The sequence below is a fragment of the Maribacter algae genome, assembly GCF_047345745.1.
Classification (GTDB): domain Bacteria; phylum Bacteroidota; class Bacteroidia; order Flavobacteriales; family Flavobacteriaceae; genus Maribacter.
The window spans coordinates 1,245,930-1,260,558 of record NZ_JBLFES010000001.1; the positions used below are offsets into that span (position 1 = coordinate 1,245,930).

General features: G+C 40.2%; 14 protein-coding genes. 11 read left to right on the forward strand and 3 right to left on the reverse strand.

Translation table 11 applies throughout. The features are described from left to right. The first annotated feature begins 58 nt into the window (after positions 1-58). The 8 genes from ACKWBX_RS05520 to ACKWBX_RS05555 all read left to right on the forward strand — a co-directional run bounded on the left by ACKWBX_RS05520 (position 59) and on the right by ACKWBX_RS05555 (position 9,460). A complete protein-coding gene (locus ACKWBX_RS05520; protein WP_413967651.1) occupies positions 59-421 on the forward strand; it encodes a hypothetical protein in 363 nt (120 codons plus the stop codon). Further along, complete coding sequence (locus tag ACKWBX_RS05525; protein WP_413967652.1) at positions 421-834, forward strand: nuclear transport factor 2 family protein; 414 nt, start codon at positions 421-423, stop codon at positions 832-834. Before ACKWBX_RS05520 ends, ACKWBX_RS05525 begins: the two co-directional genes overlap by 1 nt. A gap of 233 nt (positions 835-1,067) precedes the next feature. Continuing rightward, positions 1,068-1,547, forward strand: coding sequence for a biotin/lipoyl-containing protein (locus ACKWBX_RS05530; protein WP_413967653.1), 480 nt, complete (start codon positions 1,068-1,070; stop codon positions 1,545-1,547). Positions 1,548-1,580: 33 nt separating this feature from the next. Further along, positions 1,581-3,053, forward strand: coding sequence for an acetyl-CoA carboxylase biotin carboxylase subunit (gene accC / locus ACKWBX_RS05535; protein ID WP_413967654.1), 1,473 nt, complete (start codon positions 1,581-1,583; stop codon positions 3,051-3,053). A 23-nt stretch (positions 3,054-3,076) separates the two neighbouring features. Beyond that, a complete protein-coding gene (locus tag ACKWBX_RS05540; RefSeq protein ID WP_413967655.1) occupies positions 3,077-4,618 on the forward strand; it encodes an acyl-CoA carboxylase subunit beta in 1,542 nt (513 codons plus the stop codon). Positions 4,619-4,666: 48 nt separating this feature from the next. Further along, entirely contained in the window at positions 4,667-6,028 is a 1,362-nt protein-coding gene (locus tag ACKWBX_RS05545; RefSeq protein ID WP_413967656.1) for a methylmalonyl-CoA mutase subunit beta, read from the forward strand. Continuing rightward, a complete protein-coding gene (gene scpA / locus ACKWBX_RS05550) occupies positions 6,021-8,195 on the forward strand; it encodes a methylmalonyl-CoA mutase (protein ID WP_413967657.1) in 2,175 nt (724 codons plus the stop codon). The genes ACKWBX_RS05545 and scpA overlap by 8 nt, the downstream gene beginning before the upstream one ends. Positions 8,196-8,212: 17 nt before the next feature. Beyond that, on the forward strand, positions 8,213-9,460 hold the full coding sequence (locus ACKWBX_RS05555; protein WP_413967658.1) for a tetratricopeptide repeat protein: 1,248 nt from the start codon (positions 8,213-8,215) through the stop codon (positions 9,458-9,460). 44 nt (positions 9,461-9,504) lie between these two features. On the opposite strand, the gene ACKWBX_RS05560 is transcribed toward ACKWBX_RS05555, so the two are convergent. Together ACKWBX_RS05560 and ACKWBX_RS05565 are read right to left on the reverse strand one after the other, a co-directional pair. After that, positions 9,505-10,776: a hypothetical protein gene (locus tag ACKWBX_RS05560; RefSeq protein WP_413967659.1), complete on the reverse strand. Its 1,272-nt coding sequence runs from the start codon at positions 10,774-10,776 to the stop codon at positions 9,505-9,507. A 5-nt stretch (positions 10,777-10,781) separates the two neighbouring features. Next, positions 10,782-11,510 carry a phosphatase PAP2 family protein gene (locus tag ACKWBX_RS05565; RefSeq protein ID WP_413967660.1) on the reverse strand — a complete coding sequence of 243 codons (729 nt, stop codon included), beginning with the start codon at positions 11,508-11,510 and terminating at the stop codon, positions 10,782-10,784. A 244-nt stretch (positions 11,511-11,754) separates the two neighbouring features. Between ACKWBX_RS05565 and ACKWBX_RS05570 the strand changes: the two genes are divergently transcribed. From ACKWBX_RS05570 to ACKWBX_RS05580, 3 genes are all read left to right on the forward strand, one after another. After that, positions 11,755-12,897 carry a DUF2254 domain-containing protein gene (locus ACKWBX_RS05570; protein ID WP_413967661.1) on the forward strand — a complete coding sequence of 381 codons (1,143 nt, stop codon included), beginning with the start codon at positions 11,755-11,757 and terminating at the stop codon, positions 12,895-12,897. Between the two features lie 101 nt (positions 12,898-12,998). Continuing rightward, positions 12,999-13,301 (forward strand): ribosome hibernation-promoting factor, HPF/YfiA family, encoded by a 303-nt coding sequence (gene hpf, locus ACKWBX_RS05575; protein ID WP_413967662.1) that lies wholly within the window; start codon positions 12,999-13,001, stop codon positions 13,299-13,301. 49 nt (positions 13,302-13,350) lie between these two features. After that, entirely contained in the window at positions 13,351-13,503 is a 153-nt protein-coding gene (locus ACKWBX_RS05580) for a YqaE/Pmp3 family membrane protein (protein WP_413967663.1), read from the forward strand. A gap of 292 nt (positions 13,504-13,795) precedes the next feature. On the opposite strand, the gene ACKWBX_RS05585 is transcribed toward ACKWBX_RS05580, so the two are convergent. Then, entirely contained in the window at positions 13,796-14,281 is a 486-nt protein-coding gene (locus ACKWBX_RS05585) for a YciE/YciF ferroxidase family protein (protein ID WP_413967664.1), read from the reverse strand. Between the last annotated feature and the right edge of the window lie 348 nt (positions 14,282-14,629).

Below are 14,629 nucleotides of genomic sequence, written 5' to 3' on the forward strand. Positions count from 1 at the left end.
AGGGCGCAAAAAGGGACATAACAAAATAATTGATAAAAATTTAAACAGGCTCTAAACAATGGAAGAAAAACTAGATTACATTAAACTGGCCTCTAACAAGCCCAAGGGAAAACGCCCTTATTTTCATGATGATCCTGCGGTAGAGCGTGTTCTGAATATCACTATGGCGGTAGCCGGTGAATTGGCCGTAATGCGCGAACGTATGGATAGTATAGAGCGTTTGCTGGAGAAAAAGGGCGTCGTGACCCGTGAGGACATAGAAACTTTTGTTCCCGAAACCAAGGAACAGGAAGAACAGCGCCAAACATGGCATGCGGAATACATTGGCCGTGTCTTACGTATTGTTCAACAAGAACAAGAAGAACTGGAGAATCCTGATAAATCTTTGGAGGAGATTGCGAACGATATCAATGAAATGTAATGGAACTACAAAAGAGAATACGTAAGTTCTGGAATGCAATATCCGAGCGTGACATCAATGAAATCAATAACGGCTATTGTCAAGATGAGGACACTTACGTAATTCTTGAAGGTCCGCGTTTAGCGACCAAAGGGATTAAAATGATTTCCAACGGATGGAAAGACTTTGTGCAATCCCCTATTTCCCTTGATAAAATTGTTTGGACGGAAGGTCCTTTTGAGGAAATCGTGGGTGACATGGGATGGATAGGTGGTGTGACTGATTTGTACATCACTGTAAACGGAAAAGAAATCAAGAATACATTTCGTTCTTCTTTTGTCATGAAAAAGATTGATGGAGATTGGAAGATACGCCATGAACATGTTTCCGCAGCACATTCGGACCCCTATGGAATCGGGGATTGGAAAAAATAAGAATAGTTAAAATGCTGGAACCAATCCCTAAAATACTTCATACAAATTTGGAATGCTCAGCTACTATAAAGATTGGAAAACTTTATTAATTCTATCCGGAAAATAGAAATCAAAAGTATGATTATGAACAATTGTTTTTACCTTAACGGCATGATAGCAGAAAATTTTTTAGACGTTGCAATTTGATATTGAGCCAATCATTTTAACAAATCAAAATAACCCTAATTGAAAATATGACAAAATTCCTTGTTAGCTCCGGTGATGAAGAAGTGTATTTATCAAAAGAAGATGCCGCCGGATTGGATGTACTCCACATAAACAATACTCATTACCACATACTACAGGACAATAAGGCTTACGACGTAACGGTACATAAAGCTGATTTTAATACCAAAACCTTGCTGATAGAAGTCAACGGCAATAGATATGATGTAGCCATTTCAGATGCTTATGATCAAATGGTCAAGGAAATGGGCCTATTGATCAACAATGCAAAAAAAGAAAATGAGGTGAAGGCACCTATGCCAGGCCTTATTTTAAATGTTTTGGTGAAGGAGGGACAGGAGATTCCAGAAGGAACACCACTTCTAGTACTTTCCGCTATGAAAATGGAAAATATTATTCTTGCCCAAGCTGATGGCATTGTAAAATCAATCAATGTAAAAAAAGATGACGCCGTTGAAAAAGGGCAGCTCATTATTGAAATGGAGTAAGGGAGTTTAATAGTCAAGCATAAATCGGCATACATGAAAAAAGTATTGGTTGCGAATAGAGGTGAGATTGCACTTCGGGTGATGAAGACGGCGCGGAAAATGGGAATCAAGACCGTTGCGGTATATTCGGAGGTCGATAGGCATTCCCCCCACGTAAAATTCGCGGATGAGGCCGTGTTGTTGGGAAAGGCTCCATCCTCAGAATCCTATCTGGTGATGGATATAGTAATAGAAGCGGCAAAATCCACCGGAGCGGAAGGCATACACCCTGGTTACGGCTTTTTAAGCGAAAATGCGACCTTCGCCAAAATGGTGGAGGATAACGGAATTACCTTTATAGGCCCTAAACCACATGCCATCAAGGTGATGGGAGACAAACTTGCCGCCAAAGAGGCGGTAAAGGATTATGACATTCCCATGGTACCGGGTATCGAAGAAGCGATTACCGATGTGAAATTAGCCAAAAAAATAGCACAGGAAGTGGGTTTTCCGATTCTTATAAAAGCATCTGCTGGTGGTGGAGGGAAAGGAATGCGTATTGTAAATTCTTTGGAAGAATTACCGGAGCAGATGGAACGTGCCATTAGTGAAGCGGTTTCGGCCTTTGGCGATGGTTCTGTCTTTATTGAAAAATATGTAGGTTCCCCACGCCATATAGAAATTCAGGTACTTGCCGATACCCATGGAAACGTAGTGCATTTGTTTGAAAGGGAGTGCAGCGTACAGCGTAGGCATCAAAAAGTGGTGGAAGAAGCACCTTCATCAGTACTGACCCCAGAAATTCGAAAGGCTATGGGCGAGGCAGCGGTAAGGGTCGCGAAAGCATGCGACTATGTGGGAGCAGGAACCGTGGAATTTTTACTGGACGAGAACAAGAATTTCTATTTCTTGGAGATGAATACGCGCCTTCAGGTAGAACATCCGGTTACGGAATTAATATCGGGGGTCGATTTGGTGGAGCAACAGATAAAGGTAGCCCGTGGTGAACGTTTGGAATTTACCCAGGAAGACCTCAAAATAACAGGCCATGCCCTGGAAATAAGGGTATATGCGGAAGATTCCTTGGATAATTTTATGCCGAGTATCGGCACGCTTTCGGTTTATACAAGACCCGAGGGGAAGGGAATACGTCTGGATGACGGTTTTGAGGAAGGGATGGAAGTTCCCATTCATTATGACCCCATGCTATCCAAATTGATAACCTACGGTAAAAATCGCGAAGAAGCCGTACAGTTGATGATTCAGGCTATCGGGGACTATAAAATCGAGGGCGTTGCGACCACGCTTCCGTTCGGGAAATTTGTCTGCGAACACGAAGCTTTTGTTTCAGGAAATTTTGACACCCATTTTGTAAAGGATTATTATTCACCGGAACAGTTAAAGGCGGAATATGCCAAAGAAAAGGAAATTGCCGCGTTGGTAGGGCTTCATCTGTATTTGGAGGATAAGGAAAGGCTTCGGGTGACTAACGCATCCGGTTCAACTTGGCGAAAAAATAGAACATAGACCATATTAGGAAGAGGTATAGGATGAAAGATAAAATACGGACACTTGAGGAAAAACTGGAACAATCCAGGTTAGGGGGTGGTCAGGCCCGGATAGACAAGCAGCATGCAAAGGGCAAACTAACGGCCAGGGAACGGGTTCACTTTTTGCTGGACGAAGGCTCCTTTGAAGAAGTGGGTGCTTTGGTAACCCATAGGACCAAGGATTTTGGTATGGAAAAGCAGATTTTCTATGGCGATGGTGTAGTCACGGGTTATGGAACCATAAACGGTAGGCAGGTATGTGTTTTTGCCCAGGATTTTACGGTCTTTGGTGGCGCGCTGTCCGAAACCCATGCCGAGAAAATATGTAAGATCATGGACATGGCGATGAAAATTGGTGTGCCCGTTATCGGTTTGAACGATAGTGGTGGCGCACGTATACAGGAGGGTGTGCGTTCCTTGGGCGGTTATGCCGATATTTTTCATAGAAATGTGATGGCTTCTGGGGTAATACCCCAAATATCCGCCATTATGGGCCCCTGTGCCGGTGGTGCCGTGTACTCCCCAGCGATGACCGATTTCACCCTAATGGTCGAAAATTCCAGTTATATGTTCGTAACGGGACCCAACGTGGTGAAGACCGTGACCAATGAGGAGGTTACTTCCGAGGAACTGGGCGGCGCTTCCACGCATGCGACCAAATCCGGGGTAACCCATTTAACGGCAGCGAACGATATGGAATGTATTGCCCAAATCAAGCAAATGGTGAGTTATATGCCCCAGAATTGCGAGGAAATACCGGCCGATATTCCGTTTGAAATAGGGGACGAAATTCGGAAGCAACTGGATAGTATCGTACCTGAAAATGCGAGTCAGCCTTATGATATGCGCCACGTCATAGAAGGTATTATAGATGAAGAAACCTTCTTTGAAATCCATAAGGACTATGCGGATAATATTGTGGTAGGTTTTGCACGTTTGGGTGGAAAAAGTATTGGTATTGTGGCCAACCAGCCTATAAGTTTGGCCGGCGTTTTGGATGTGGAAAGTTCAAGAAAAGCAGCACGATTCACCCGTTTTTGTGATTGTTTCAATATTCCGTTATTGGTTTTGGTAGATGTACCGGGATTTCTTCCGGGTACCGATCAAGAGTGGAACGGCATCATCACCAATGGCGCAAAATTGCTGTATGCCCTAAGTGAGGCCACGGTCCCTAAAGTAACGGTAATCACCAGAAAAGCTTATGGTGGTGCCTATGACGTGATGAATTCCAAGCACATCGGTGCCGATTTAAATTATGCCTGGCCCGGTGCGGAAATTGCGGTCATGGGGGCAAAGGGGGCAAGTGAGATTATTTTTAGGAAAGAGATTACCGCTTCGGACAATCCTGTAGCCAAATTAGCGGAAAAAGAGGCGGAGTATGCGGAAAAATTTGCCAATCCCTACAGTGCTGCGGAGCGTGGGTTTATAGACGAAGTGATCCTCCCGAAAAATACGCGTAGAAAATTGATGAAGGCCTATAACATGCTCCAGGATAAAGTAGTTACCTTGCCCAAGAAAAAGCACGGCAATATTCCATTATAATTGGTTTAAAACTTAATTATTCAGCATCACACATCAATAAGCTATAAAATGAGCGAAAAAAAGCTTTTTGAGAATTTTAATCCAGTTTCCGCGAAAGAGTGGAAGCAAAAGATTCAGTTCGATTTAAAAGGGGCGGATTACAATGATACCTTGGTCTGGGAATCTCCCGAAGGTATCAAAGTAAAACCTTTCTATCATGCTGATTATGAGGTGGCTCCCTTTCATCATTCAAAAAATTCGACGTGGAATATTGGCCGGTCCATTTATGTGAAAAATGGCAGATCGGCCAACGATAAAGCAAAACTAGCTCTTGAAAAAGGAACCGAAAGCCTCTATTTTATCGTTCCTTCGGATGAAATAGATAGTCAAGCCCTTTTAGAGGGATTGAACAATGTAGCCATCTATTTTGAGTTTCAATTTCTGTCCGTGGAATATGTAAAATCGATTTTACAATCGGCGAAGAATACTTCAATTCATGTCTTTCTGAATATCGACATCATTGGCCATCTGGCAAAAACGGGCAATTGGTATGAAAACCTACAAAGCGACCATAAAAAACAGTATGCCATTTTAGCTTTAGAAGCAAAACACTGCATTTCGGTAGACATGGGACTTTATCAAAATGCAGGTGCCAATATGGTTCAGCAATTGGCCTACGGAATAGCCCATGCCAATGAATATTTGAACCATGTTTCGGACGGAGTTTCCTCAGCCCAACAATTCACGTTTAAAGTGGCGGTCGGGACCAATTATTTTTTTGAAATTGCCAAGCTTAGGGCTTTGAGACTGCTTTGGAAAACCTTGGCAGCTTCTTATGATATGCATACGGACTGCCATATTATTGCTACGCCCACAAAAAGAAATAAAACCTTGTACGATTACAATACCAATCTGTTGCGTACTACGACCGAATGCATGTCGGCCGTTTTAGGAGGCGCGGACATGGTCTTGAATATGCCATATGATGCTATTTACCATAAGGAAAATGATTTTGGAAATCGCATCGCTTTAAATCAATTGTTATTGTTGAAAGGAGAGAGTTATTTTGATAAAGTGGAAAATGCGGCGGAAGGAGCATATTATATAGAATCCTTGACACGGCAATTGGCCGAAAAGTCCTTGCTGCTCTTTAAACAGATAGAGAAGGACGGCGGATTCTTAAAGCAGCTTAAAAATAATGCCATTCAAAAAAAGATAAAGGAGAACGCCCAAAAGGAAGAAGTAAGGTTTGGTGAAGGAAAGGAAGTTTTAGTAGGGACCAACAAATACGTTAATGGGGCGGACAGGATGAAAGATAGTATTGAACTGTATCCTTTTGTAAAAACGAAGCCCCGAAAAACGCTTTTAGAACCCATTATTGAAAAACGATTGGCTGAGGACGTAGAACAAAAAAGGCTGGATGATGAGTAGGAAAGATGTTCAACAACTGAAATTGGAGTGCAACGCACAAAGCACGGAGGACGAAGTAAAGAATGAAAAAACGCATACTGCCAATCAGGTACCGCAAACCGCCAACTTTGAGACTGCCGAAAAAATATTTTTGAAATCGGTTTTTGATGAAAATGATATCGAAAAAGCGGAACATTTGGATTTTGCTGCGGGTATCCCTCCGTATTTAAGAGGTCCCTATTCCACGATGTACGTTCGTAGACCTTGGACCATACGGCAATATGCAGGTTTTTCAACGGCAGAAGAAAGCAATGCCTTTTACAGAAGAAACTTGGAGGCCGGTCAAAAAGGATTATCGGTGGCGTTTGATCTGCCTACCCATCGCGGGTATGATAGTGACCACGAACGGGTAATCGGGGATGTAGGGAAAGCCGGTGTCGCAATCGATTCCGTCGAGGATATGAAAATTTTGTTCGATGGTATTCCGTTGGACAAGATGTCCGTTTCCATGACCATGAACGGTGCGGTGTTGCCCATTATGGCCTTTTATATTGTAGCGGCTGAAGAGCAGGGAGTTGACAAATCGCTTTTGGCGGGCACTATTCAAAACGATATTTTAAAGGAATTTATGGTGCGGAATACCTATATCTATCCACCAAAACCTTCCATGCAGATTATTGCCGATATTTTTGAGTACACGAGCCAATTTATGCCCAAATTCAATAGCATTAGTATCTCGGGCTACCACATGCATGAAGCTGGGGCAACAGCGGATATTGAACTGGCCTATACCTTATCCGACGGATTGGAGTACATAAAAACAGGGTTGAAGGCAGGGCTCAAAATCGATGATTTTGCGCCTCGTTTATCGTTCTTCTGGGGTATTGGAATGAACCATTTTATGGAAATTGCCAAAATGCGGGCCGCACGAATGCTTTGGGCCAAATTGGTAAAACAATTCGACCCAAAAAATCAAAAATCATTGGCATTACGGACCCATTGCCAGACCAGTGGTTGGAGCTTAACGGAACAGGACCCATTTAACAATGTGGCCCGTACCACAATTGAGGCCATGGCCGCAGTATTTGGCGGGACCCAAAGTCTGCATACCAATGCCTTGGATGAAGCCATAGCCCTGCCTACGGATTTTTCAGCGAGAATTGCCCGTGAGACCCAGATTTATATTCAAGAAGAAACCAAAGTGACCAAAACGGTAGACCCATGGGCTGGGAGCTACTATGTAGAATGTTTAACGGACCAACTTGTTAAAAAGGCTTGGGCCTTAATGGAAGAGGTAGAAGAACTTGGAGGTATGACCAAGGCTATTGAAGCCGGGATTCCCAAGATGCGGATAGAGGAGGCCGCGGCCAGAAAACAGGCGCGGATCGATAGCGGTCAGGATAGTATTATTGGGGTGAATACCTATAGATTGGAGGAGGAAGACGACCTGCAAATTTTGGAGGTGGACAACGATGTCGTTAGAACACAGCAGGTAGAACGGCTTCAGCGGATACGGAAGGACAGAGATGAAAAAGCAGTAACTTTATGTCTGAAGCGATTGGCTGATACGGCCAAAGAAAAATTGAATGGTAAAGGGCAAAATTTATTGGCCTTGGCCGTTGAAGCTGCCCGTAAAAGGGCAACCTTGGGAGAAATCAGCGATGCCATGGAAACCGCCTTTGGAAGGCACAAGGCAGAAATTAAATCCTTTACCGGAGTATATGCGAAAGAAGTGAAAAAAGACCCCTCTTTTGAAAAGGCCGTACAGCTATCCGATGAAATAGCCGAGCAGGAAGGCCGCAGGCCTAGGATCATGATCGCTAAAATGGGACAGGACGGTCATGACCGCGGTGCCAAGGTGGTAGCAACGGGGTACGCGGACATTGGTTTTGATGTGGATATAGGCCCCCTTTTCCAAACACCGGAGGAGGCGGCAAAACAAGCGGTAGAGAACGATGTACACGTGCTTGGCGTATCTTCATTGGCGGCCGGACATAAAACTTTGGTGCCCAGAGTAATCGAGGAACTTAAAAAATATGGACGCGAGGATATTATGGTCATTGTAGGTGGCGTTATTCCCAAACAGGACTACGACTATCTTTTTAAAGCGGGTGCCATGGGAGTGTACGGTCCGGGAACCAAGATTGCCGATGCGGCCATTGACATTTTGGAGATGTTGAAAGAATGATATTTCAGTCTTTGAATATGCGAAAGCTGATTCTTATTCTATGCTCTATTCTTAGCACTTGGGCTAGTTCCCAAAGTTTAAAAGAATTATATAATCAGAGTGTTAACGCTTATGAGACCAAAGATTATAAGAGATTTTTAGAACTCAATTTAAAAGCGTTAGAGTTTCATCCTTCGCAGCCAACGATTCTCTACAATACGGCAATAGCCTATGCTAAGAATAATGACGTTTCGACTAGCAAAAGATATGTTTCAAAATTACTGAGCTGGAACGCAGAGCTTCCCTTTGAGAAAGACGCCGACTTGGAAGACCTATTGGAAGACAAAGTTGTTTTGGATTCCTTAATTCAATTAAAAAACCTTTACAACACAACAAAAAGCGTTAGTGAGCTTCAATATACGATTCATGGGAAATATCATTTTGAAAGTGTTTTAGAAGTAAATCATCAATTATGGTTAACGGACATACATAACCGTCAGTTAATGGTATTCCATATGGAAAATCAAAAGTTATACGCCAAAAATAAATTTGAACTCCCGCCATTAGCTATTATTGGTGACTTACAAAACAATTCTGTTTGGGTATCTACGGGCAATGTTCTCAACACTCTCGAAGACAGGCGATATCCACCCAGACTGGTAGAAATAAGCATGGAAAACCATCAAGAATCAGCTGCTATTGAACTTCCCGAAAATTCAATTATCGGTGCTATGATAAAATTGGATACCAGCCATATTATGGCAACGGATTCTTCTGAGCCTAGATTATTCATTATAGATATAGTCGAGAAAAAAATAACGAGGACGATTCAAGTGGAAGAAGGTTTTAATTTACAGGGAATTTCTTTGGATGCTAAAAATGCCATGGTTTATATGGCCGATTACATAAAGGGAATCTGTTTTTTTAATATAAATACACCTGAGAAGAGATTTTGGATTTCTTCGGATAATTACTTGTTAAAAGGAATAGATGGGCTTACCGTGCTGAACGAGCATCAACTAATTGCGGTCCAGAATAATTCGACACCAAAAAAAGTCATTTTGATAACGCATGAAAAGTCCAAAATAACGGGCATTGAAATATTGGATTCTGGTATTTTTGACGGGGGAGAACCTACTAATGGGGAATATCTTAAAAACAAGGGATTCTTATATATCTCCAATACTCCTTGGCCACATTATGATAAGGAAATGAAGCCACAAGAGGAGAAATGGGAACAGCCCGAAATTAGACTGATATCGGATAAGATATTAATTAAGGAATAATCTCTTATTATTGAATTGGTTATTTACGGATTTGTGTTGATTCCTTAGTCGCAAAAACATTGAGACAAGTTTTCGGGTAGTTCCAATTCTTCCGAACCTATCAAAATGATATTTTTTTGAGGGCTTTGCATCATCGTATTGTAAAACCTTTTGGCTAGAACTACAATTGAGTCGCGTCTGGATTTTATGATTTTTCTGATGGCCGGACCGTTTAAACTGTCAATGGATTTGGGCCAAACGTTAAAAGATGCATTGATTGTTTTATCGTCCAATTGCCGTTGTAAGTATTTAGCCTCGTTGGTAAACTGTTCCAATTTGGAATTCCTTAGAAAATAAACATCAAAATCTATGACCAAACCTTGAATATAATCTATCTCTGCTTCAAAGTTCTGTATTTTCGGTAGGGTTTGATTGTTGGTGATGAGGTTAGGCAAGATTCCATTTTGGTTGAAAAAAGCGTTGTCCCTATCCGTTGGAATAGGAATGGCCAATAACTCCGTTCCATTTTTCTGTATTGCCCAGCCCCATTGTTTGGGGTGACGGTCCCAATCGCCTATAATCAGGTCGAATAAACGACATCGGATTAACTGATTTTCATCTATTTTCAAAAGTGGTCCCTTTTCAATTTTTAGTTCTTGAAGGTCTTCGGTATCCAAGAGTTCATCAATATGTTTTAAATCGGTCCAATTTTTTTCTCCTTCGCTTTCGTATTCTAAAAAGTAGAGTCGGTTACCATATTTATCATTGATACCGCTCAAGATTTTCTGCTTCGGCACAAAATACAATGTCGGGTGAGTATGCAATATATTCACTTCACGGGAAAGCTCTGCAACAACTAGTGCCGCGTAAGGGTGTTGTGCGGAAATCCCATCTACGACGATATTTTCCAATCCCAAGTTTTTGGCCATTTTGGGAATTAACTTAGATGCATCTTTGCTTAAACTTCTAAGCGTATATCGTATTCCAAGGCTATCCTCCAATTCTAAGGAGTGCGTTTGCTTGCCACCGCCTTCTTCAATAAGTTTTAATCCACCCTTTAAGGTGTCCAGATATACTATGGGAACCATAACGGGTTGTGCCCAAGCATCTCTATACTGTTCTCCCTGCATTATCTTTTTAAAATCGCTGGCCTCATAAATTGTATTGGCGGCCACAAGAACAGAATCATATTTTTTAAAATCATGTTGGTTCATATCAGCAGCGCTCAGAACCGTACAAGTGTCAAACGTCTTTTTGGTCTCAGAAACTGAGATATAGGTCAAAGCAATAAATATGATGACGATAACTATGGCGGCAATCAATATTTTTTTCATCATCGTAATTATGTTTTAGGGTCTTGACGAAAGGTTTCAACGAGATTAAATATGAGCACACAAAAACATATCCAAATAATACCTGCTATAAAACCTCCGATTACATCCGACGGGAAATGAACGCCCAGATATATTCTACTAGTACCAATACTTATTATGAGAATGGTCAATAATGCTATAATGAGAGTTTTCCACAGCCTATGGATTTTCAACCTATGCACCAGATAAACTAAAAAACCGTAAAAGGCCATGGCGCTCATGGCATGACCGCTTGGATAACTTAACGTTTTAACGGTCACCAAGTGTTCTATTCCCGGTCTTGCTCTATTGATAATTTTTTTCAATACTATATTTGAGAGTGTCGCCAAGGCAAGTACCAATACAATTTGTACTATAAACTTCCAGTTTTTAAAGACGATAATGGAAAGTACGGTACAAATGGCAAGTACAACTAGATAACCGCTTACATCACCAATATCCGTTACGAATTTAAAGTAGCCCGTAAGGGCCGGACTTCGCATAGAAATGAAAAAATCCGTTATATTTTTATCAAAGTTGGCCAGCGTATCAGTCTGAAGGGTTTTGGTCAATTCTACAAATAATTTTATGCCCACCAACACTATGACCAATGATGTCATAGCAGTAATAAAATAAGGCAATCTTCTGTGATGTCTTTTGGTCAAGGTAGACAACCCATTTCGCAATCGGTTTATGTAGGTAAGGAAGGTTGTGTTCATGTGTAGCTGAATGACTTTTTTAAAATTATCTCAATAAATATTGTAGGCTTACCGGTATTGTACCAAATTAATTAGAAAAGTCCGTGACAGTTATCCTTTATACGGTTTTGGTTGACTCTTTCGGAAACTATATTTCTCGTATTCGTTCTTTAAAGTCAATCATTGGAGTGAACAAGTCAAACGGTATAACTACCTGCAACTAAATTTATAATCTGGTTTTAAACTAATACTTAATCGGTTGAAAATGCTATCGGTACTTATTCGCATTTATAAAAGTATATCATTTTTAACTTTTTTTATTGCGGTTAGTTTTGGACTTATAGGAGTACTGATCATTCTGTTTCCTGTGAGACTGAACGAACGTTTTCCGGTGTTGGCCATCACCGATAAGGAGCATATTAAATTCATACTAACCTTTACAATAGGTGGAATATTTACCCTTACCGTTTTCAGCTATACAATGGTCATGAACGTTCTCAATAGGAGTATAAGTAATTATTCGCCTAGATTGATTCCTTTGATTTTGTATGAAAGACCACACCAAATAGTATTGGGGACAACAAGCGGTACCATTATTTATAGTCTATTAATGTCCGCTTATCTTTCCGGGAACAGTGAGGCGGATTTTCCGGATATTGCCGCACCGCTCACCATTTTCTTCGTCATCATCTGTGTACTGTTGTTCATCTATTTCATACATCATGTATCCCAAAGCATACACGTTAATTATGTGATTCATGAGTCCTTTGTAAATACAAGGAGAAGCATTTTTAACGTTTTAAATATGAAAGAAAATCTATTTCTGGAAACTAAAAAAAATAGAGAATGGGGTACAGCTATAAGTTTTGATCATTGTGGGTATTTGAACAAAATTAGGCTTCAGAAATTATTGGCCATTTCCAAAACTCATGGCATAGATTTTAATTTACCTGTAAAAGTGGGCACTTTCGTATTGGAGAACCAAAATGTGCTGGAAAGTTCAAAACCTCTAAATGAGAAATTGGTCAAACGCATAAAAAGATGTATCAGTATTGATAGGTCGGAACCTATTAATGTAATCGAAGTAGGGTTTAAACACCTGACCGAAGTTGCCATAAAGGCAAGTTCCCCGGCCATAAACGACCCCGGCACATCATTAATCGCAATTGATTATTTAGCACAGCTATTTATCCATAGAAAGAATATACCGGAATTTAATGGTCTAAAATTGGATGATGGAGGTATTGTTTATTTTGAATTGATACCAACTGAAACACTTTTTAAACATGTTCTTGAAGAAATGGAGCGTTATATGAACGAAGACCCTATTTTAAAGAAGAAGCTCCAATGGTTTAAAACAAAAGTAGGCTTGCCTCATTCATTAGAATCGAAAGTTTCACTAGCCTGAATAGTTCCAATTTTTTTCCGTTCTTAATGCATCAAAACTAATGTTTATAGAACAAATCATTACCGGGTTTGAACTTTAAATTTACTTACTAAATATTGAATATGGAGATTGTCTATGAATACCACGACGTAACGCGAAGCGAACGTTTAGAAAAATTATCGGAGGAGAAATTACTGCGATTAAAAGAAAAATACGATATGGTCATACGGGCCGATGTCTTCTTTAAGCAAGAAAACACAAGTTCTGACCGAACGGGGATGATTTGTAATATTAGACTTAGTCTGCCCGGACCAAGACTTTTTGCGGAAGCTAGTCACGATACTTTTGATAGTGCTTTGTTAGAATCTGTGAACGATTTGGAAAAGCAGCTTAGAAAACGAAAGGAAAAAATGACTCCATATTAGTATGCTGTATTTTAAAATAATAGATGAATAATAATTAAATCATAAAAGTATGTCACTGTTAACGATTATCCTGAATATTTTACTGCCACCTCTTGCCGTCTTTCTAAAGCATGGGGTCGGAACTACATTGCTCATAAGTATTTTGCTTACCTTGTTAGCTTGGTTACCGGGCGTTATACATGCTTTTTTGGTCAATGGATAATCAAGTTGATTATATATAAAAACTAAACAGGCTCATTCAATTGAGGGTAAGGTTTCCTTCTGGATTAGGAGCAAAAGACACCATTTTGATTTAGTTGGAATGGTGTCTTTTTTAATTTAACACTTTTAGGATTTATTAAATGTTAATCGTGACGCTATAATACTGGAAAGTTTTCGCCAGATTTTATTTAGAAGATATAAGGAAAATGAAAAATGCCGCTAAATGAGCGGCATTTTATAAACACTTACTTAACATAGCATAAGAGACTTAAGCTAAGGTGTAAGTGGTTTTTTTAAGCTATTGCCTTCTCATTAATTCTACTTTCCGCCAATTTATCCAATCTTTGGTCACAATTATATTCTTCGTCCAAAGTTTCTTGAAGTTTAGATGCGATATTTTTGTGTCCCAGTTCTTTAGCATATCTTACAGCTGTACCATAACCGCTAATTTCATAGTGCTCTATTCGCTGCGCCTCTGCAATGAGACCAGCATCCATAACATCTGAGCTTTCCGGTTCGCTGAAGAAACCTTCGGCCTCTTCGATGAGTCCCTCCATAGCATTACATGTTTCTCCGGTAGGTTCAATATTCAACTCAGAACAAATGTCAGTTAGTCTATTACGTTGTTCTTTGGTCTCCTTAAGGCTGTTTTTAAACGCTTCCTTGAGCTTATTATCATTGGCATGATCAATCATTTTTGGTAGTGCATCCAACTGTTGGGTCTCTGCATTGTACAAATCTTTCAATTGATGTTCGAATAAATCTTTTAATGTTTTCATACTGTTCTTTTTTATTAATAATTGTTTAACTGTAAAAGGATATAGAGCCTAATAGATATTACAATCTTATCCTTCGTTAACATCTAAATTAAGACCGTAAGAAAAGCCCGATTATCTCGTTTCCCAATATTCTTAGTTCAAAAAAATGAATGGATATTTTTAATAGTGCATTAACATTTCTTTTGATATTTTACTTAAAAAATAATGGATATAGAATACTCATAAAGAAACGTGTAGCCCATGTATTAATACCGAATGTTCACTGCCAGAACTACGCCTATAACTTTTATGGACTTATTAAAAAGTTCACCATAGTCATCTTCACATTCCCGAAAAGAGCATCTTTTG